General features: G+C 72.0%; 22 protein-coding genes. 5 read left to right on the forward strand and 17 right to left on the reverse strand.

What is annotated here, in order from left to right:
• Positions 1-12: 12 nt before the first annotated feature.
• The 14 genes from AUL35_RS15915 to AUL35_RS15975 all read right to left on the reverse strand — a co-directional run bounded on the left by AUL35_RS15915 (position 13) and on the right by AUL35_RS15975 (position 8,431).
• Positions 13-231, reverse strand: coding sequence for a phage tail assembly chaperone (locus AUL35_RS15915; RefSeq protein ID WP_062016485.1), 219 nt, complete (start codon positions 229-231; stop codon positions 13-15).
• Positions 228-566: a gene transfer agent family protein gene (locus tag AUL35_RS15920; RefSeq protein ID WP_062016487.1), complete on the reverse strand. Its 339-nt coding sequence runs from the start codon at positions 564-566 to the stop codon at positions 228-230. Before AUL35_RS15920 ends, AUL35_RS15915 begins: the two co-directional genes overlap by 4 nt.
• Positions 566-976, reverse strand: coding sequence for a phage major tail protein, TP901-1 family (locus AUL35_RS15925; protein ID WP_062016489.1), 411 nt, complete (start codon positions 974-976; stop codon positions 566-568). The genes AUL35_RS15920 and AUL35_RS15925 overlap by 1 nt, the downstream gene beginning before the upstream one ends.
• Before the next feature lie 84 nt (positions 977-1,060).
• A complete protein-coding gene (locus AUL35_RS15930; protein ID WP_062016491.1) occupies positions 1,061-1,471 on the reverse strand; it encodes a DUF3168 domain-containing protein in 411 nt (136 codons plus the stop codon).
• A gap of 65 nt (positions 1,472-1,536) precedes the next feature.
• Positions 1,537-1,713, reverse strand: a complete 177-nt coding sequence (locus AUL35_RS22215; RefSeq protein ID WP_156418027.1) for a hypothetical protein — start codon at positions 1,711-1,713, stop codon at positions 1,537-1,539.
• On the reverse strand, positions 1,710-2,042 hold the full coding sequence (locus AUL35_RS15935) for a phage head closure protein (RefSeq protein WP_062016493.1): 333 nt from the start codon (positions 2,040-2,042) through the stop codon (positions 1,710-1,712). The genes AUL35_RS22215 and AUL35_RS15935 overlap by 4 nt, the downstream gene beginning before the upstream one ends.
• The gene (locus AUL35_RS15940; RefSeq protein ID WP_062016495.1) at positions 2,042-2,590 is read right to left on the reverse strand and encodes a phage head-tail connector protein; all 549 of its coding nucleotides are present in this window, start codon (positions 2,588-2,590) and stop codon (positions 2,042-2,044) included. Before AUL35_RS15940 ends, AUL35_RS15935 begins: the two co-directional genes overlap by 1 nt.
• 64 nt (positions 2,591-2,654) lie before the next feature.
• On the reverse strand, positions 2,655-3,917 hold the full coding sequence (locus AUL35_RS15945) for a phage major capsid protein (RefSeq protein ID WP_062016497.1): 1,263 nt from the start codon (positions 3,915-3,917) through the stop codon (positions 2,655-2,657).
• Between the two features lie 35 nt (positions 3,918-3,952).
• A complete protein-coding gene (locus tag AUL35_RS15950) occupies positions 3,953-4,495 on the reverse strand; it encodes an HK97 family phage prohead protease (protein WP_062016498.1) in 543 nt (180 codons plus the stop codon).
• The gene (locus AUL35_RS15955; RefSeq protein ID WP_062016500.1) at positions 4,492-4,839 is read right to left on the reverse strand and encodes a DUF6107 family protein; all 348 of its coding nucleotides are present in this window, start codon (positions 4,837-4,839) and stop codon (positions 4,492-4,494) included. Before AUL35_RS15955 ends, AUL35_RS15950 begins: the two co-directional genes overlap by 4 nt.
• Before the next feature lie 29 nt (positions 4,840-4,868).
• Positions 4,869-6,080 (reverse strand): phage portal protein, encoded by a 1,212-nt coding sequence (locus AUL35_RS15960; protein ID WP_062016502.1) that lies wholly within the window; start codon positions 6,078-6,080, stop codon positions 4,869-4,871.
• Positions 6,081-6,090: 10 nt separating this feature from the next.
• Entirely contained in the window at positions 6,091-7,311 is a 1,221-nt protein-coding gene (locus AUL35_RS15965; protein WP_062016529.1) for a DNA-packaging protein, read from the reverse strand.
• Positions 7,312-7,403: 92 nt separating this feature from the next.
• The gene (locus AUL35_RS15970) at positions 7,404-7,706 is read right to left on the reverse strand and encodes a hypothetical protein (RefSeq protein WP_062016504.1); all 303 of its coding nucleotides are present in this window, start codon (positions 7,704-7,706) and stop codon (positions 7,404-7,406) included.
• Between the two features lie 167 nt (positions 7,707-7,873).
• Positions 7,874-8,431: a YcgN family cysteine cluster protein gene (locus AUL35_RS15975; RefSeq protein ID WP_082666378.1), complete on the reverse strand. Its 558-nt coding sequence runs from the start codon at positions 8,429-8,431 to the stop codon at positions 7,874-7,876.
• A 69-nt stretch (positions 8,432-8,500) separates the two neighbouring features.
• Here AUL35_RS15975 and AUL35_RS15980 point away from each other — a divergent pair, with 69 nt between their 5' ends.
• From AUL35_RS15980 to AUL35_RS15995, 4 genes are all read left to right on the forward strand, one after another.
• Positions 8,501-10,660, forward strand: coding sequence for a transglycosylase domain-containing protein (locus AUL35_RS15980; RefSeq protein ID WP_244493800.1), 2,160 nt, complete (start codon positions 8,501-8,503; stop codon positions 10,658-10,660).
• Between the two features lie 19 nt (positions 10,661-10,679).
• Complete coding sequence (locus tag AUL35_RS15985; protein ID WP_062016506.1) at positions 10,680-11,267, forward strand: DUF1214 domain-containing protein; 588 nt, start codon at positions 10,680-10,682, stop codon at positions 11,265-11,267.
• Complete coding sequence (locus AUL35_RS15990) at positions 11,260-11,859, forward strand: hypothetical protein (protein WP_062016508.1); 600 nt, start codon at positions 11,260-11,262, stop codon at positions 11,857-11,859. Before AUL35_RS15985 ends, AUL35_RS15990 begins: the two co-directional genes overlap by 8 nt.
• A gap of 535 nt (positions 11,860-12,394) precedes the next feature.
• Positions 12,395-13,393 (forward strand): DUF2336 domain-containing protein, encoded by a 999-nt coding sequence (locus AUL35_RS15995; RefSeq protein ID WP_062016510.1) that lies wholly within the window; start codon positions 12,395-12,397, stop codon positions 13,391-13,393.
• 12 nt (positions 13,394-13,405) lie between these two features.
• Here AUL35_RS15995 and AUL35_RS16000 read toward each other — a convergent pair whose 3' ends face one another.
• The 3 genes from AUL35_RS16000 to AUL35_RS16010 are packed head-to-tail and all read right to left on the reverse strand — an operon-like array spanning position 13,406 to position 16,254.
• Positions 13,406-13,732, reverse strand: a complete 327-nt coding sequence (locus AUL35_RS16000; RefSeq protein ID WP_062016511.1) for a DUF1491 family protein — start codon at positions 13,730-13,732, stop codon at positions 13,406-13,408.
• A 19-nt stretch (positions 13,733-13,751) separates the two neighbouring features.
• Complete coding sequence (locus AUL35_RS16005; protein WP_062016513.1) at positions 13,752-14,522, reverse strand: peptidoglycan-binding protein; 771 nt, start codon at positions 14,520-14,522, stop codon at positions 13,752-13,754.
• 1 nt (position 14,523) lies between these two features.
• Positions 14,524-16,254 (reverse strand): HAMP domain-containing sensor histidine kinase, encoded by a 1,731-nt coding sequence (locus tag AUL35_RS16010; RefSeq protein WP_062016515.1) that lies wholly within the window; start codon positions 16,252-16,254, stop codon positions 14,524-14,526.
• Between the two features lie 292 nt (positions 16,255-16,546).
• Between AUL35_RS16010 and AUL35_RS16015 the strand changes: the two genes are divergently transcribed.
• On the forward strand, positions 16,547-16,923 hold a 377-nt coding region (locus tag AUL35_RS16015), incomplete at its 3' end, for a DUF5330 domain-containing protein (RefSeq protein WP_062016517.1).

The raw sequence follows: 16,923 nt of genomic DNA on the forward strand, positions 1-16,923 counted from the left end.
TCCTGCGCCATGTCATCCTCCGTCGGGAAAGCGTTGCATCAGCGCGTCGAGCGCAGCGCGGCCGGGATGGCCGAGCCGTTCGGGTGCGTGCGCCTCGAGAAGGGCGGCGAGCTCGCGCGGCGCGAGGCGCCAGAACTCGGCGGGCGCAAGGCCAAGCGCGAGCGCGGCGCGCATCGCCCGGTCCCAGGGAAAGGCCGCCGCGCCCGCCGCGTCGGGCGCGGCGGCGCTCAAGGGCGAGCGGGCGTTTCCCCGCCGGCTCCCCCGAAGGCCGCATCCAGAAGCTCGGCCGCAACCCGTGCCGCGCCCGCCACCCCGCCCTCGATGGGAAGGTTTGCCAATTCCGCGTCGCTGACGCAGGCGCCGGCGCCCCGCAGGCCCGCGCCGAGGATGCGCGTCAGGTCGCGCGCCGACAGGTGCCCCGAGCCGAAGCGCGCGGCGAGCTGTCCGAGGTCCTCCAGCGCGAAGGCGTCCTCCAGCTCGGCCAGCGCCCCGAGCGTCAGGCAAAGCCGCCGCTCCTCGCCCCCGATCACGGCCGAGACCTCGCCGCGCCGCCGGTTCGCCGCCATCACAGCGCCTCGAAGACGAGCGCGCCGGCCGATTCCAGCGTCATCTCGAATGACACCTCGCCGTCGTGCTCGCCGCCGTATTCCAGCGCCGTCACCTGGAACGGACCGGTCACCGTGCCGAAGTCCGGCACCACGGCCTGGAAGGGCACGGGGCGCCCCTCGAAGAACACCCGGCGGAGCGCCGCGTCGGAGGCCGCGTCCTTGAAGAGGCCGGCGCCCGAGAGCGAGGCACGCTGCACGCCCGCCCCGCCCAGAAGCTCGCGCCAGCGCCCGGCGCTCTCGCCGTCGGTCACGTCCACGATCTCGGCGTTCATGGCCAGCCGGCGCGTGCGCAGGCCGGCGACGGTCTGGAACGGCGCGCCGTCCAGCGAGATCTTGAGAAGAAGGTCCTTGCCGCGCTGCGCGCCCATGGTTGGCGATCCCCGATCGTGAAACGAAAAAGGGGCGGTCCCTTCGGACCGCCCCTTGCGATGGCGTGGATGGCTGGAATGCCGTCAGGCGAGCGGTTCGGTCACCGCCCGGAAGCGCAGGATGCCGTGATAGGCAGGCGAGTCCGGCTCCTGCCGGGCCTCGGCGAACTGGAGGCGCAGGTTGACGAGCCGGTGGCCATCCATCGGCAGCGTCGCGTCGTGAAGCCTGTTCGTCACCTTGTCCATGATCGCGTAGGTCTCCTGCTTCGAGCCGCCGCGTCCCCAGACGTGAAGCGTGAGAATGTGCTCGGAGCCGTCCTCCGAGCCGGTGGACCAGTCCACCACCGCGGTGCGCCCAAGCGTCAGGTAGGGAAAGGCGGCGCGCTCCGGCTGCCGGTCGAAGACCTTGGGCCCGCCCAGCATCGCGGTCAGCGCCGGGTCGCCCATCAGCGCGGAGACGATCGTGGTCTGAAGTTCGGCGCTGGCCTGCATCATGGCCGGTGATCTCCCTGTTTCACGATATGCGTGTCACGGATGATATGCATTGAAATGTGGCGTGATCAGGCACGCGCGTCCAGCCGATCCGTTAACTTTTCCTCACCTTCGAACGGCTTTCCACCGCCCGACGATGCTCCGTCCAGCCGCAGCTCCGCCTCGCGGGCCAGCCGCTCGCGCAGCCGTCGCAGCATCAGCGCCCGCAGCTTCGCGCCGGCCGGTCGCCTCACAAGCGCCCTCACGCCTCCTCCTCGCAACGGCACACGAGGTAGCGACCCGTCTCGTCCGGGTCGTGCATCGTACGGATCACCAGCCGCCGCGCGCCGAGACGAAAGGCCATGCCGCGCTCCAGCCCGGCGCGGCGGCGCAGCGTCACGCGATGCGTGACGTTCGCGATCCGCTGTCCCGCCTCCGGCCCGACCTCGACGCGGGCGGGCTCCACCCGCACCGACGTCTCGCCCACCTCGCGCCAGCGTTCGGTCGCCCCGCCCATGGCGTCGGGCACCGGCTCGTTGCGCTCGATCAGCGCGCGGTGCCGCAAGAGCCCTGCATCCAGAAACAGAGTCGACATCAGATCGCCAGGCTCCGGTAGGGCGACAGGAGGCTGCCGACGAGCGGCGGGATCGTGTCGGGCTGCAGCGCCGGGGCGAGCAGCGTGCGCGTCTCGTAGGCTGTCGCCGCCAGCCTTAGCATGGCGAGCCGCAGCGATTCCGGCACGAGTTCGGGCGGCAGGCCGGCGCGCAGTTCCAGTTCCGCCCCGCCGGCGGCCACCACCGGGCGGCGCCAGTGAAGCCGCGTGTGCAACGGCGAGTTCTCGAAGCGCAGGTCGGCCAGATCGCCCAGACGGGTCGCGCCGTCCTCGTCGAACAGCGTCACGCCGAGGATTGTCGTCACCGGCCGGAAGCCAAGCGCGAGCGTCCCGACCGCCGCCTCCACGACGAGGCGGCCCGTGCGTTCGGCGACGAGCAGCCCCGTGCGCCGCTCCACGTCCTCGCGCGCCGCCCGCAGGAGGCGCCCGAGCAGCGCGTCCTCGTCCTCGCGGTCCAGCCGCAGGAAGGCGCGAAGCTCCGCCACGCCCACCGGCTCCTCGGCCGGCGCGCTGGTCTCGATCCAGATCATGGGTGCAAACCTCGGCTGATGGGGAAGAGTGAGGGCCGGGCGAGAAACCGCCCGGCCCGCCCGGTCAGGCGTTGAAGGCGAGAAGCTTCGCCGCGTCGAAGTCCTGCACGCCGCCGCCCACGCGCTTGGTCGTGTAGAAGAGGACGTAGGGCTTGGCGGAATAGGGATCGCGCAGGACGCGCACGCCCTGGCGGTCCACCACGAGGTAGAAGCGCCCGAAGTCGCCGAAGGCGATGGCCTTCGCCCCGTTCGCGATGTCGGGCATGGCCTCGGCCTCGACCACGGGGAAGCCCATCAAGCTAGCGCGTCCGCCCGCCACGCTCGGCGGCGCCCAGAGGTAGTTTCCGTCCGCGTCCTTGAGCTTCCTCACCGCGCTCTGCGTGCGGCGGTTCATCACGAACGTGGCGTTCTGCCGGTAGCTGCCCTTCAGCGCGTAGACGAGGTCGATCAGCGCGTCGCCGCCGAGCCCCGGCAGGAAACCGCCGTTGGCCCCGGTCGCTACCGTCCCGATCTTGCCCCAGGCCCAGTCGGCCTCGGCTGCGGTCGGGTAGGTCATGAAGCCCTTGGGCTTGGCGACCCCGTCGCCCGTCACGAAGGCCGCGCCCTCCTGGCCGGCGAAGGCCTGCTCCACTTCCTCGCCGAGCCAGCGGTCGAGATCCACCGCCGCGTCGTCGAGAAGCGCCGAGGTCGCCGCCGGCATGGCGTAGAGCTCCATGGTCGGGAAGCTCAGCTCCGAGAGCTGCGGCGCATTCGTCTGCGGCCTCGCGTCGGCCTCGCCCACCCAGCCTGTCTGCGCGCCGTTCACCGCGAAGGGCTTGCGCAGAACGGCCGAAGACACGGCGCGAACGCTTGCGATCGAGCGGATCGGCGAGACGCTGGCGAGACGCCGCCCGATCTCCGTCTCTGTCTCGGGCGGCACGAGGAAGCCGCCGTCCTGGCCCGACAGGCCCGACATCGCCTTCTCCTCGAGGCGACGGATGCGCCCCTCGTCGCCGCCGCGCACGTAACTCTCGAAGGCGGAACGGTGCTCGCTCGGCTCGGCCGACATGCCCTCCGCGCCCCCGCCCAGCGGCGGCCGCAGGCCCTTCAGGACGAGACGCTCGAGGCGCCGCTCCTGCTCGTCCACCGCACGCGAGATGCGGTCCGCCTTTTCCTGCGTCACCGTATCGGCGCTCATGCGCCGCTCGATCTGGCTCAAGCGCTCGTCGTTCGCCTCGCGGAAGCCCTCGAAGGCGCGCATGAACTCGTCGAAGGCGTCCGCCGTCTCGCCGTTGCGCGGCGCGTCTGCTGCCTTGGTCTCGTGCGACGGCATGGGGATGGTGTGCATCGGGTCGATCCTTGTTGGCTTTCGGGGTGAAGGGGTCAGCGCGCCGCGAGCGGCGGCGCCAGCGGCGGCAGGAGCAGCCGCCGCGCCGCCTCGACGAGGCGCAGGGAAAGGTCGCGGGCCGGCAGCGTGCGCGAGCGCGTCTGCGTCACGCGCGCGGCCTCCTGCATCGGGAAGGTGACGATCGAGATCTCCCAGAGATCGAGCTCGACGAGGCTGCGCCGCGCCCGCCCGTCGTGCACGGGCGCCGAGCGCCGCGTGTGGAAGCCGATCGACAGCCCGTCGATCGCCCCGGCGCGCAGGAGCTCGAAGGCCTCGCGCCCTGCGCCCGACTGAAGCGCCAGCCGTCCTTCCGCGAAGAGCCCGACCTGATCCTCGGCGAGCCGCGTCCAGACGCCGATCGGCCGAGCCGGGTCGTGCTGCCAGAGCATGCGGATGCCCGCCGCCCCGCGCCGCAGGAGCGATCGGCGGAAGGCGCCGCGCTCGACACGGTCGCCGCCGTTGTCGGGCCGGTCGAAAAGGCTGGCATAGCCCCTCACGGTGCCGTCCGCGTCCAGCCGCGCGGGCTGCGCCGCGCTCACGGCTGGCCTCCCCGGCGGCGCTGGCGGAACAGCCCGTCCGCAAAGCGCCCCAGCGCTCCCAGCGCCCACCAGGCCGAAAGGCTCGCCGCCGCCGAGCCCATCACCGCCGTCTCGGTGGCGCCCAGCGCCTGCCCGAAGCCGAGATGGTCGGCCAGAAGCAGCCCCGCCGGGCCGCCGAAGACCAGCCCGGTCGCGAGCCCGATCAGGAAGCGGGTCGCCGCCTCGCGCCGTCCCTCCGGCAGGAGATAGGCGATCGAGATCACCGAGCCGCCGATCGCCCCGACGCATTTGGCGCCGAGCAGCGCGAGCGGGGACGCGACGTCCCCGGCCACCGTCGTATCCATGGCTTGCCTCCATCAGTGGATGTGAAAGTTCAGCGCACGCCCGCGCGCGGGCCGTAGCCGACCGCCTCGCGCTTCTCGTCCTCGGACAGGAACTCCGCTCCCCCGAGCCGTCGCCACAGCGCCTCGCGCTCCAGCGCCAGGCCCTCGATCCGGTCGGCGTCGAAGCCGAGCCTCAAGGCCGGTTCGCCGTGAAGCGCGGCCAGCCAGTCGCCCACCGCCGCGCAGAGACGCGACACGAGCGGCAGGACCGTCAGCCGGAACAGCGCCCGGTTGGCTTCGGCGTAGTTCGCGTAGGTCGCGTCGCCCGGGATGCCGAGCAGCATGGGCGGCACGCCGAAGGCGACCGCGATGTCGCGGGCCGCGCCGTTGCGCGCCTCCACGAAGTCCATGTCGCGGGGGGAAAGCGCCATGGTCTTCCAGTCGAGCCCGCCTTCCAGCAGCATCGGCCGCCCGGCGCGCGCCGCGCCGACATAGCCGTTCTCCAGCTCGCTCTTCAGCCGGTCGAACTGGTCGGGCGAAAGGTTCGAACCGTCGCCCGGCTGGTAGACCAGCGCACCGCTCGGCCGCGCCGAGTTGTCGAGAAGCGCCTTGTTCCAGCGCGTCGCGGCGTTGTGGAGGTCGAGCGCCGTGCGCGCGGCCTCCAGCGGGGCGAAGCCGTCCGCCTCGCCGAGCGGATGAAAGAGCCGGATCGCGAGGACCTGGGGCGGCCGTCCGCCCTCGCCTTCGAGACTCAGGCGACGCACGCTCGCGCCATGCCGCAGCTCGACCGCCGCCGGCCAGCCGTCGTTCCCGGCCAGCGTGCGCACCGTGTCGGGCCGCAGCGCATGAAGAAGGCGCGGCTCGCCGTCGAGCATCACCGCCTCAAGGTGCGCCGCCCCCGAAAGAAGAAGGTGCCCGCACAGCGCCTCCACCAGCGCCGCCCCGTCCTGCGCCCCGTTCGGCCGGCGCAGCAGCCCGAGCATCGGGTGCTCGGCCACCTCGCGGGCGCCGTCGTAGAGGAGAAGCGGCACCGCCGCCGTGCTTTCGGCCAGAAGCCGCACGCAGCGATAGGCGACCGGGTTGCGCATGAAGCCCTCGCGCGCCGCCGACACGTAGCCCCGCTCGCTCCAGCTCGCCCCGTCCGTCTGCCCGCCCGCGAACACGAGCGAGCCGCCGGCGAACCCGCCTTCCTTGCGCTCGGGCGCACGCGCGCCCGCCGGCCCGCGCGCCCAGGCACGCAGCCTCTCCACTGGTCCCACCATCGATGTCTCCTCAGATCGTCCGAACGCGCGGCTCGATCACCGGGCCGCCCAGCGCCGTCACCGCCCAGACCAGCGCGTCGAGCCGGTCCGGCGAGCGGCCGTTCGACAGGCCGTCGGGGCCGAAGTCGGCCATCTCGTCCTCGAGTTCGGGAAAGCTCCCGACGTGGTGCACCAGACCCTGCTCGTAGAGCGCGGCCACCGGCTCGGCGCGCAGCCACTTGCCGCGCGTCGCCCGCACGCCGGATACCGGCACCCCCGGCGCCACCGCCCGGATCACGGCCTCCACCATGTCGCCGCCCTGGTTCACCTCGGCGACGATCCGGTCGGCCTCGAGCTCGCGAAACAGCGTCACCGCCCGCTCGGCCCATTGCGGCGGCGAGAGGCCGCGCCGCGAGCGGTCGGCGAGGACGTGGATGATGCCGTCCACCCCGCGCCCCGCGGCCACGATGCCGCAGGCGTCGGAGCGCCGCGTCGCCGAGGCCGGCGGGTCGACCGCCACCACGATGCGCCGCATCTCGGGTGCGACGCGCAGCCGCCCGGCGTCGATCCGCTCGCGGCGGAACAGCGCGTCCTCGCGCCCCTCCACCAGCTCGCCGTCGAGTTCCTGGCGCCCGAGCCGCGAGCCGCCGTAGCGCCGCTCCATCGCCGCGATGAAGCCGCCCGCGAGGTTCTCGCGGTTTTCCGCCGTCGGCATGCGCGTCACCGCCGTGCCCTCCTCGGCGAGCAGCCGTTTCACGAGAGGCACCGGTCGCGGCGTCGTGGTGAGCACCATGCGGGGGTCCTCGCCGAGGCGCAGTCCCAGCTGCAGGTTGTCGAAGGTCGCCTCGTCATGCGTCCACTTGGCGAGCTCGTCGCCCCAGGCCGCGTCGAACTGGTAGCCCCGCAGGCTGTCGGGGTCTTCGGAGGAGAAGATCTGCGCCACCGCCCCGTTGGAGAAGACGAGCCGGCGGCGCGTCGCCTCGAAGACCGGGCGCTCGCCGTAGTCCAGAGACCGCAGGCCGCTCTCGCCCTCCACCATCACCTCGCGCGCGTCGCCCAGCGTCTCGGCCACCAGTGCGATCCGGCCGCAGGGCCGCCCCGCGAAGGGCGCCTCGCTCAGCGCCTGCGCCCGGATCCACTCAGCCCCAGCCCGCGTCTTGCCCGAACCGCGACCGCCCATCAGCAGCCACTGCCGCCACGATCCGGCCGGCGGGCGTTGCGAGGGCCGCGCGATCGCGGCCCAGGGCGGCATGGCCCCGCGCAGGACGACGGGCGGCAGATCGCGGAGGCTTCGCTCCAGCTCCCGCCAGAACGCATCCGCCGTCGCGGCCTCCCCCGGCGTGCTCACGCCAGCGCCTCCCCGCCCGCCTCGCGGCGGTGGAGCGCGCGCAGGCGCCGCATCAGTTCCTTGCGCAGCTGCTCGCCGTCGCCCGCCGCCGCCTCCGCGCCCGGCTCGCGCTCCAGGCGCGACAGGTCGAGAAGCTTCTCGAGCGTGCGCGCCAGAAGCGAGATCGCCTCGACCCGCGCCTTGCCGCTCGCCCCCTCGCCGCCTTCGCTTTCCAGGAGCTCGATCTCCTGCGTCAGCGCCCGCAGCAGCCGTTCCGAAAGGCGCGGCGGCGGCACCCGGGTCGTCTTCGTCTCGCCCATGATCGCTTTCCCCCTTCCGCACGGCGGACACGAAAAAGGGCGCCCCTTCCGTTTCCGGAAGCGAGCGCCCCTGGCGCAACCCGCACTATCTCGACCGTGGACAAACCCTACCGTTGCACCGTCACGGTGTCAATGACTATTTTCCTATTTGTAGGAATTTTTGCCGTTCAGGGCCGCTCGTCCGGATCCTCGCCGGGCCATGCGGCGAGGTGCTCCTCGTACTCTTCCGGCTCGATGCCCTCCTCGCTCATCGTACGTCCCGTCGCCGATGCACCGGCGAGATGCACCGTCTCGCGGTCGCCCGACAGGAGGTGGTGCCACCAGCGCAGGTCCCGCCCTTCGGCCACGAGGCGGTAGGCACAGCTCGGCGGCAGCCAGGAGATCGTCCGAACCGTCTCGGCGTCGAGGCCGACGCAGTCGGGCACGGTATCGAGCCGGTTCTCGTAGTCCTTGCAGCGGCAGGTCTCGCCGTCGAACAGGCGGCAGGCGAGATCGGTCCAGATGATCTCGCCGGTGTCCCAGTCCTCGAGCTTGTTGAGGCAGCACCGGCCGCAGCCGTCGCACAGCGATTCCCACTCCTCGCCGCTCATCTCCTCCAGCGTCTTCGTGCGCCAGAAGGGCAGCGGCTCGCCCGGCGCCTCGAAGCCGTTCGAAAGCGCCTCGGCGGACGCCCCGTCCTGCGGCGAACGGGGGATGGATCGGGCTCCACGCGTTGTCTCGGCCATGTCTTGCTGTAGAATAGAGGCTGGCGCACTGGTGGGGTGCGCCCTGGAATGGTGGGTGCGGTGCCGAAGATGTTGGAACGCAAGGGGAAGTCCCGCGGCGGCCCGTCTCGGCTGATCGAGGTCGACGCCTGGCTGGATACCAGCCTGTGGCGTCTTTTTCATGGTCTTTCGCGCTTCTGGGAAGGCGTCACGATTGTGTCGCGCCGCATGCGCGTGCGCGGCTTCAGCCGCTGGGTGACGGAGCTCACCGGCGAGGCGATGACACTCGGCGTGGCCGGCTTCGTGGTGCTCCTGCTCCTCAGCCAGTCGGCCATGAAGATGACCGTGAACGGCCTGCCGCAGCAGGCGGACTATTCCGTCCTCTTCCTCGACCGGCACGGCAACGAGATCGGGCGGCGCGGCATCCTCAAGGCCAACGCCGTGCCGATCGACGAGTTGCCCGACCACTTCGTGAAGGCCGTGCTCGCCACCGAGGACCGCCGCTTCTTCGAGCACTGGGGCATCGACTTCCTGGGCCTTGCCCGCGCGCTCTCCACCAACGCGCGCGCCGGGGGCGTCGTCCAGGGCGGGTCGACCCTCACCCAGCAGCTCGCCAAGAACGTCTTCCTGTCGAACGAGCGCTCGCTGGAGCGCAAGGTCAACGAGGCCTTCCTCGCGCTCTGGCTGGAGGCCAACCTCACCAAGCGCGAGATCCTCGGCATGTATCTCGACCGCGCCTACATGGGCGGCGGCACGAACGGCGCGGCGGCCGCCGCGCAGTTCTACTTCGGCAAGAACATCCGCGACGTGAACCTCGCCGAGTCGGCCATGCTCGCCGGCCTCTTCAAGGCGCCGACCCAGTACGCCCCGCACGTCAACCTTCCCGCCGCCCGCGCCCGCGCCAACGTGGTGCTCTCGGCCATGGTGGATTCGGGTTTCATGACCGAGGGCCAGGTCGTCGCCGCGCGCCGCCATCCCGCGACCGCCGTCGACCGCTCGGTGATCCAGTCGCCGGACTACTTCCTCGACTTCGCCTTCGACGAGGTGCAGCGCATCGCGGCCAACCTGCCCCAGCGCACCTTCGTCGCCCGCACCACGATCGACATGGGCCTGCAGAAGCTCGCCGACGAATCGGTCGACTTCCACCTGCGCCAGTTCGGCAAGACCTACGGCGTGGAAGAGGGCGCGATGGCCGTGCTTGACGACAATGGCGGGCTCGTCGCCATCGTCGGCGGGCGCGACTACGGCCTGTCGCAGTTCAACCGCGCGACCCGCGCGCTCCGCCAGCCGGGCTCCTCGTTCAAGGCGTACGTGTATGCCGCGGCCATGGAGAACGGGCACAAGCCGACCGACTACGTGATCGACCGTCCCATCACGGTCGGCAACTGGAGCCCGCAGAACTACGGCAACTCGTTCGCCGGCCGCATCCAGATCCAGGACGCCATGGCGCGCTCCCTGAACACGGTCGCCGTCCAGCTCAGCCAGGAGAAGGGTGTCGGGCCCGGCCGTGTCGCGGCGCTCGCCAAGAGTTTCGGCGTCGAGACCCCGCTGCGCGGCGACAAGACCATCGCGCTCGGAACCAACGAGGTGACGGTTCTCGACCAAGCGACCGGCTATTCGGTCTTCCCGTCGGGGGGCCTCAGTTCCCATCGCCACGCGATCGAGGAGCTCACCGACGGCGATGGCCACGTCCTGTGGAACGCCGACCGCGACATGCCCCCGCGCCACCGCGTCCTGTCGGAGCAGGCGTCGAAGAGCATGATCGAGATGATGGTGCGCATCCCGGAGGTCGGCACGGCCCGCCGCGCCCAGCTTTCCATGACGCGCGCCGCCGGCAAGACCGGAACCACCCAGAGCTACCGCGACGCCTGGTTCGTCGGCTACACCGGCAACTTCACCGCCGCCGTCTGGTTCGGCAACGACAGCTACAAGCCCACCAACAAGCTGACCGGCGGCGGCCTGCCGGCCATGACCTGGCAGCGCTTCATGGAAGCGGCGCACCAGGGCATCGAGCTGCGCCCCTTGCCCTATATCGACAACCCGCTGCCCAAGCCCGGCTCGGTCAAGGTGGCGCAGGCGGAAGGGGCGGACGGCCAGCCGGTGCTCGCGCGACCCACCCTCGTCAACAACTCGGCGCAGAAGGTCCTGGCCGACATCGCGAACCTCTTCGACAGCGCGCCGGTCGCCGCCGCGCCCGAGAAGTTCGCGGCCACCGCCGGCGCGAGCGACGAAGCGCTCGCGCGCCGCTGACGGGACCGCCAGGCAGCCCATGCGATTCCTTTTCCTGACCGTTCTCGCGGTGGCCATCGCGCTCGGCCTCGGCACGGCCTCGGTCGTCTTCATGCTGGAGCGCTTCGAAGGCGCGGACGCTCTGGTGGTCGGGCCCTGGCATGCCGACCGCACGACGGGCTCGCCCACCGCCGACCCCTACGCCAAGGCGCGCCTCGCGCGCTCCGGCAACCTGACGCTGGGGCTCGGCGAAGGCGTCGCCTTCCAGGCGCGCGTCGACACGGCGAACCGCGAGCTACGGCGCGAATGCGCCTACCGTTTGGAGGGCGCCTATCCGCCGGCCCGCGTGTGGACGCTCGCCGCCTTCGACAACGGCGGCCGGCTGATCGGGGGCGACGGCGGGCGCCCCCGCCACCTCGTCTCGCTCAACCTGATGCGCGAGGACGACAACTCCGCCTTGATCTCGATCGGCCGCGAGGCGCGTCCGGGCAACTGGCTCGCCAATGCCGGCACCGGTCCCTTCGTGCTCGCCCTCACCTTCTACGACACGCCGGTTTCGACCGACAGCGGAGCGGCGCCGGTCGCCATGCCGCTGATCGTGCGCACGGGATGCCTCGCCGATGGGTAAGTTCCTGCTGGCGATCCTGATCGGGCTGGTCGGCGCCGCGATCGTCCATATCGCGGTGATCTTCGCCATCCCCGGTCTGGCCCAGAACGACAGCTGGAGCCGCCTGTCGCGCCTCGGCCCCCTGTTCTCGACCGTTCAGATCACCAGCGTCCCGGCGCAGGGCGCCGACCCGACGCCGGGCGCCGACTTCGTCTTCGTGGATCCCGCCTTCATCGACGTCGCCTGCCGCTTCGACCTGTCGGACGCGCCCGCGCGCGTTCGGGCAGGCGAGCGGACCGGCTTCTGGAGCGCGTCGATCTACGCGCGCAACGGCGACAACCTGTATTCCATCTCGGAGCGCGTCGCGCTCGAGGGCCGCCTCGACCTCCTGATCGGAACGCGCGAGCAGCTCGACCTCGCGCGAGCCGAGGGAACCGAGAGCGACGACACGGCGATCCCGGTCGAGCTTCCCGCAGGCGAGGGCTACGTCACGGTACGGGCGCTGGTGCGGGCCGAAAGCGAGCGTCCCTTCGTCGACCGCTTCGCGCGGTCGGTCGCCTGCCGTCCCGCCAGCCCCGAGGAGTCGGGCCAGGCCGCAACCGCGTCGCCCTGACGCGTCAGGACGCCGAGGCGGGCGCGGCTGCCAGCGGCTCGCGGCGGATGCAGGGCAGGATGACGATCTCCGCCGGTCCGCGCGGGGCCGGTTGAGGTCTTTCCCGGGTTTTTCCCGGAGCGGTCTCCAGGCGATGAACGACTGCCATGGTCTTCGTGTCCCCGCTGGCCTGCCCGAACGATATGCCGCGGCAAGCCGGCTCTTCCAGGTTCTGACAATGGATCGCGCAAGCGCCCGGCAAGGGTCCGGCGATCCTTATGGCCGCCGATGCGGACGCCCTGTCGGGGTCCGAACCGGCGCTCGGTCTGCGCTGGGCGGCGTCACGCACGACCTCGCCGCCCCTGATGTCGGGTCTGTCATGCCAGCGTCGGCTTTCCCGAAACCGGCGTGGTTGTGTGCGCACAATCTCGCGAGCGCGATACCGATCAGATCAAAGCCAGGGTTAACAGCTTCATAAGGAGTTGGGCGCAAATTGATCGATGCGCCCGGTGTGACCGGGATGCATCGTCGGTTTCGAGCGCATGCCGGGAGTTCCATGAAGGACGCCAGCCCCAAGGTCTTCCGGTCCCTCGAGCGACAGGGCGGGCCCGACTTCGACGACGTGGTGACCGCCGCCGTCGCCGCCTTCGCCGCCCTGCGCCGGCCGACCCCCCGCCAGTGCGACGACCTCGCCCGGCTCGTCCTACCCCTCTGGGACCGCGTGTCCGGCGACACGTTGCGCAACTGCGCGGCCTCGCTGTCGCATTCGGAGCGCGTTCCGCGCAGCGTCGTGGAACGTCTGGTCGCGGCGCCGATCGAGGTGTCCGCGCCGTTCCTCGTCTCGAGCCAGCTTTTGACCGAGGAGGACCTCGCCCGCCTAGCCGCCTCGCCGGACGAGCGCGTCCGCCGCCTCGCCACGTCGCGCGCCGCGCGCGAGGCGGACGCGCCCCCTCCCCCGAGCCGGCCCGACATCGAGGCACCGCCGCTCGCGCCTTTCGACCTTTCGGGCGAGGCCGGGCCCGTCCAGCCGGCGCGGCCGGTGGCGCTGGGTACCGCCGAGATCACGGCCAGCGCTGCGGGCGTGCGCGAGACGCTGCGCCGAATGGTGCTGGGCTCTCGCGCGGCCGCCGCCCGCCTCTCGCCGGCGGACCTCATCCAGGCGGCCATGGAGCGCGACGGCGCGCTGTTCGCCGACCGTTTGGCGGCGATGCTGCGCATCGACGCCGAGACGCTGGCGCTGATCGAGGCGGATGCCACGGGCGAACGCCTCGCCGTCGCGCTCAAGGCGCTGGAGATGCGCCCCGCCGACGCGATGAGCGTGCTTCTCCTGATGAAGCCGCGCATCGGCCACGACGTCGCGGCCTTCGACGCGATCGGCCGCTACTACGCGCAGCTTCGATCCGAAGACTGCCGCCGTCTGGTGGGGACCGCGCAGGCGCCCGCCGCCCCTGCCGCACGCGCCCCCGCGCGCCCGCGCATCGAACCGGTCGCCGAGCCCCGCTCGACCTTCGGCCGCCGAGCCGATCGCCCGGACGGGCGCAGCGCCAAGGGCTGATCCCGCCGCCGCTCAGACGATCGCGAGATAGCGCTCCGGCGTGTCGGTCTCGATGTCGATCATCCAGAAGTCCGGATCGAAGCGCGCTTCGCGGCGAAGGCGCGCGTCGAGCGCCTCGTCGTCGCTCTCTGGCTCCAGCGTGAAGCGGCGCTCGCCGTCGGGCTCGGCCAGGGTCTGGGGCGCGGGCGCATAGAAGCGCAAGGAGCCGTCGCGCCCGCGCACCGTCACGAACACCGCGCCCGCCGCCTCCGCCCCGCGCCGCACGACCGCCGCGAAGCCGCCGTCGGCAAAGACGCGCCGCGTGAGCGCGGCGGCGAAGATCTCGCTGGTCAGGCGCATGCGTGCTCTGTCCCGCCTATCAACGGCTCGCCTTTTCGAGCCGGCGCAGGATCTCGGGGCTGGGCTCGCCGGTCGGCTCCATGCCCTGAAGCGCCTCGAAGGTGCGGATCGCCGCGCGCGTGCGCTCGCCCAGGATGCCGTCCGGCTGGACGTCGGCGATGCGGGCCTTCGCAAGGCGGTCCTGGATGCGGCGAACGAGTTCGCCCTCCGTGGAGCCCGGGCTCGCGTCCGAGACCACCGCGCCGGTCGCCGCCGGATCGGTGCCCTCGATCAGGCTCGCCACCTGGTCCGTGGCCTGGTCGGGCTGCAGCGTGTCGGCCTGGCGCAGCTGCGACAGGAGCAGCGGCGTCGCCATGCCGTCGACGCGCAGGCCGTGGTCGCGCTGGAAGGCGCGGATCGCGAGGTCCGTCGCCTGGCCCGCGCGCCCGTCCACCGGCAGCTTGTAGTAGCCGGCCTCCGCCAGAAGCGTCTGGACGTCGCTCACCAGCGGAAAGGCGATGATGCGCGGATCGTTCTCGATGCGCGGCGCGCTGGCGACGCGAGAGGCGGCGGGCGCGGCCTGCGTGCTCGCGCGTTGCGCCGGCGCGCCGGCCGCGGGCCGGGTCACGAGCATCGGGTGGGGATGACGCCCGGCCTGCCGGTTCAGCGCATTGTCGCCGACGAGCCCGGCCAGCGCGCCGAACAGCGCGACGGAGCCGAAGAGCACCGGCCGGGCGGCGATGATGCCGAGGCACGTGCCGGCCCCGCGCGCCGCGCCGCGCGCAAGACCCTGCGCCGCCAGCGCCGTCACGCTAGGCCGAGTGGCGGCGCGGCGGGAAGACGACGGACGGGCTGCTGGTTTTCTGGCGGGCATCGGTCAACGCTACGATGTTTTCGGAAAGGTCGGAACGGGCGTCCACCCCCTCGGCCGGGAGGCGAACGCAGACGGTGGTGCCGCGCCCCTCCGTGGAGCGGATGGTCATGGTGCCGTGATGGAGTTCGGCGAGGCCGCGCACGAGCGACAGGCCGAGGCCGGTTCCCTCGTAGCGCCGGGCGAGCCCCTGGCTGAGCTGCACGAAGGGCTGGCCGAGCCGGGCGATGTCGCTTTCGGCAATGCCGATGCCCGTGTCGCAGACCGTGATGTCGAGCCAGGGTCCGTCGATCGCGGCGGACAGCGTCACCGTGCCCCGGTCGGTGAACTTCACGGCATTGGCCAAAAGGTTCAGGAGGATCTGCTGGCAGGCGCGGCGGTCGGCGACCGCGGTCTCGCCGCTCTCGCCCGTGCGCAGGACGAAGCGCAGGCCCTTGCGCTCGGCCTCGCAGCGCATCATCGCCGCGGCGCCTTCCGCGACCTCGGCGACGGCGAAGCGCTCGCGCAGGATCTCGTAGCGCCCCGCCTCGATCTTCGACATGTCGAGAAGGCCGTTCACCAGCGACAGGAGGTGCTCCGACGAGCGGCGGATCAGCCCGACATATTCCTTCTGGCGCGGATCGGCGAAGGGCCCGAAGACCTCGCCGTCGAGCATGTCGGAAAATCCGACGATGGCGTTGAGCGGCGTGCGCAGCTCGTGGCTCACCGTGGCAAGAAACGCCGCCTGGTCGCGCGCGGGCGCGCTCGGCGCCTCGGCGGCTGGAAGCGCGATCGCATCCTCGCGGAACAGGCGCACGGCCTGCAATCCGCGCCCCGCGCGCACGGGCACGAAACGCAGCACCGCCTCCTCCGCGCGACCGTCGCCGCTGAGAAGGCGCAGCGTCAGTTCGCGCGCCTCGCCGCCCTCGCGCAGCTCGTCCATCGCCTTCAGGAACAGGATGCGGTCGAGAAGGTGGAGGCGCTGGCCGAAGCTCGCCCCGGTGCGCGCGTCGACACCCTCCGCCGAGAGCGTGGCGAAGGGGTGGGCCTCGGGCCGGGGCTGGCGGGCGGTGCGGCGGAAGACAAGCGTCGTGGCATAGACGCAGAGCACCGGGAGCGCCGCCTGCCAGCCGGCAAAGCCGTCCGAGGTCGGGCCGATGCCGTGTAGCGACAGGAAGCCGGTCAGGCCGAAGGCCGCCAGAACCGCCGGCAGCATGAGGCGCGCGAGCGGGCGGCGGCCTGCGACGAAGGCTTCGGCGGGACCGGTGAGCAGCAGCGCCAAAGGCCAGAGACTGTCGAGGCGCAGCGCCAGCGCACCCAGCGCGACGGCGCCGGCGGTGAACAGAATGGCGAGCGTCAGGTCGTCCTCGCCCGTGCCCGCCAGGGCGGCGGCCGAAAGAAGCAGGAGACCGGCCAGCGTGGCGACCGCAAGGGTCGTGAGAAGGCTCGCGCCCGCCAGCGTCAGGACCGGGGCGCAGAGCGCGAGAAGAAGAGCCCCGCCCACGAGGCCGCCCATGCGGCGCGCGTGGGCGCGCCGGGTGGCGGGATCACGGACGCGGGGAGAAACGAGCGCGTCGAGGCGCGATGCAAGGTCCGATCCGCCGCCGCGCAGCATCGCCGCGCCGCGCGGAAGCGGCGAGCCGTCGCGCGGGTTCGGCGCGCGGCCCCGAGTATCGGCGCTCTGATGAAGCATCGCTATTCCATCTCCTGCGAGCGCGTCGATGGCCCCCTCATGGTGCCGGCTCTTCGCGCTCGCGGCCCCGATCTTGGCGCCGAGCGTTTAAGGAAGGCATAAGCGGGACGCCGAAAGCAGGCCTGCGGATTTTCGACAGATCGCGGGCGCCACAGCCCGGAGAAAATCCTTCCGCATGGTTAAACCGGGCCGATCCTTGTGGATCAGCGAGGACCGGGCGGTGTTTCGGAAACCATTGACGGGGCATGATGGGCGGCTCAACGACGACGCGGCCAGGGCGTAACGGACGGCGATGATACGAACACTCTTCAAGCTGGCGCTTCTGATCGCGGTGGTGGCCTTCTTCGTGCCGCGCGAGAACCGCGACGGCCATCCGGGGGAGCCCGCGCTCTCGCCGGTGGTCCTGTTCTACGGGGCGACGCAGGCGATCTCGGATCTCGGCAGCTTCTGCGACCGTTCGCCCGCCGCCTGCGCCACCGGGCGCGAGGCCGCAGCCTACGCGGGCGCCCGGATCATGGAGGGCGTCCAGGTTCTCGTCGCCATGGCGACGGGCCGCTCCGCGCCGCCCGAGGCCGAGCCCGCCGCGCCGGTCCGCCGCCGCGAGAGCGCCCCGGTCGCCCCGCCGGTCGAGGCCGTGTCGCTGCGTCCGGCCGCAGCGCCGTCCGAGCG

Origin of the sequence: Aureimonas sp. AU4 (genome assembly GCF_001463765.1) — a bacterium.
Lineage (GTDB): Bacteria > Pseudomonadota > Alphaproteobacteria > Rhizobiales > Rhizobiaceae > Aureimonas.

Coding starts and splice junctions, on each gene's coding strand:
- AUL35_RS15920 (WP_062016487.1), bottom strand. CDS start 566: ATGGCGGCGAACCGGCGGCGCGGCGAGGTCTCGGCCGTGATCGGGGGC.
- AUL35_RS15925 (WP_062016489.1), bottom strand. CDS start 976: ATGGGCGCGCAGCGCGGCAAGGACCTTCTTCTCAAGATCTCGCTGGAC.
- AUL35_RS15930 (WP_062016491.1), bottom strand. CDS start 1,471: ATGATGCAGGCCAGCGCCGAACTTCAGACCACGATCGTCTCCGCGCTG.
- AUL35_RS15935 (WP_062016493.1), bottom strand. CDS start 2,042: ATGTCGACTCTGTTTCTGGATGCAGGGCTCTTGCGGCACCGCGCGCTG.
- AUL35_RS15940 (WP_062016495.1), bottom strand. CDS start 2,590: ATGATCTGGATCGAGACCAGCGCGCCGGCCGAGGAGCCGGTGGGCGTG.
- AUL35_RS15945 (WP_062016497.1), bottom strand. CDS start 3,917: ATGCACACCATCCCCATGCCGTCGCACGAGACCAAGGCAGCAGACGCG.
- AUL35_RS15955 (WP_062016500.1), bottom strand. CDS start 4,839: ATGGATACGACGGTGGCCGGGGACGTCGCGTCCCCGCTCGCGCTGCTC.
- AUL35_RS15960 (WP_062016502.1), bottom strand. CDS start 6,080: ATGGTGGGACCAGTGGAGAGGCTGCGTGCCTGGGCGCGCGGGCCGGCG.
- AUL35_RS15965 (WP_062016529.1), bottom strand. CDS start 7,311: ATGCCGCCCTGGGCCGCGATCGCGCGGCCCTCGCAACGCCCGCCGGCC.
- AUL35_RS15970 (WP_062016504.1), bottom strand. CDS start 7,706: ATGGGCGAGACGAAGACGACCCGGGTGCCGCCGCCGCGCCTTTCGGAA.
- AUL35_RS15975 (WP_082666378.1), bottom strand. CDS start 8,431: ATGGCCGAGACAACGCGTGGAGCCCGATCCATCCCCCGTTCGCCGCAG.
- AUL35_RS15980 (WP_244493800.1), top strand. CDS start 8,501: ATGTTGGAACGCAAGGGGAAGTCCCGCGGCGGCCCGTCTCGGCTGATC.
- AUL35_RS15985 (WP_062016506.1), top strand. CDS start 10,680: ATGCGATTCCTTTTCCTGACCGTTCTCGCGGTGGCCATCGCGCTCGGC.
- AUL35_RS15990 (WP_062016508.1), top strand. CDS start 11,260: ATGGGTAAGTTCCTGCTGGCGATCCTGATCGGGCTGGTCGGCGCCGCG.
- AUL35_RS15995 (WP_062016510.1), top strand. CDS start 12,395: ATGAAGGACGCCAGCCCCAAGGTCTTCCGGTCCCTCGAGCGACAGGGC.
- AUL35_RS16000 (WP_062016511.1), bottom strand. CDS start 13,732: ATGCGCCTGACCAGCGAGATCTTCGCCGCCGCGCTCACGCGGCGCGTC.
- AUL35_RS16010 (WP_062016515.1), bottom strand. CDS start 16,254: ATGCTTCATCAGAGCGCCGATACTCGGGGCCGCGCGCCGAACCCGCGC.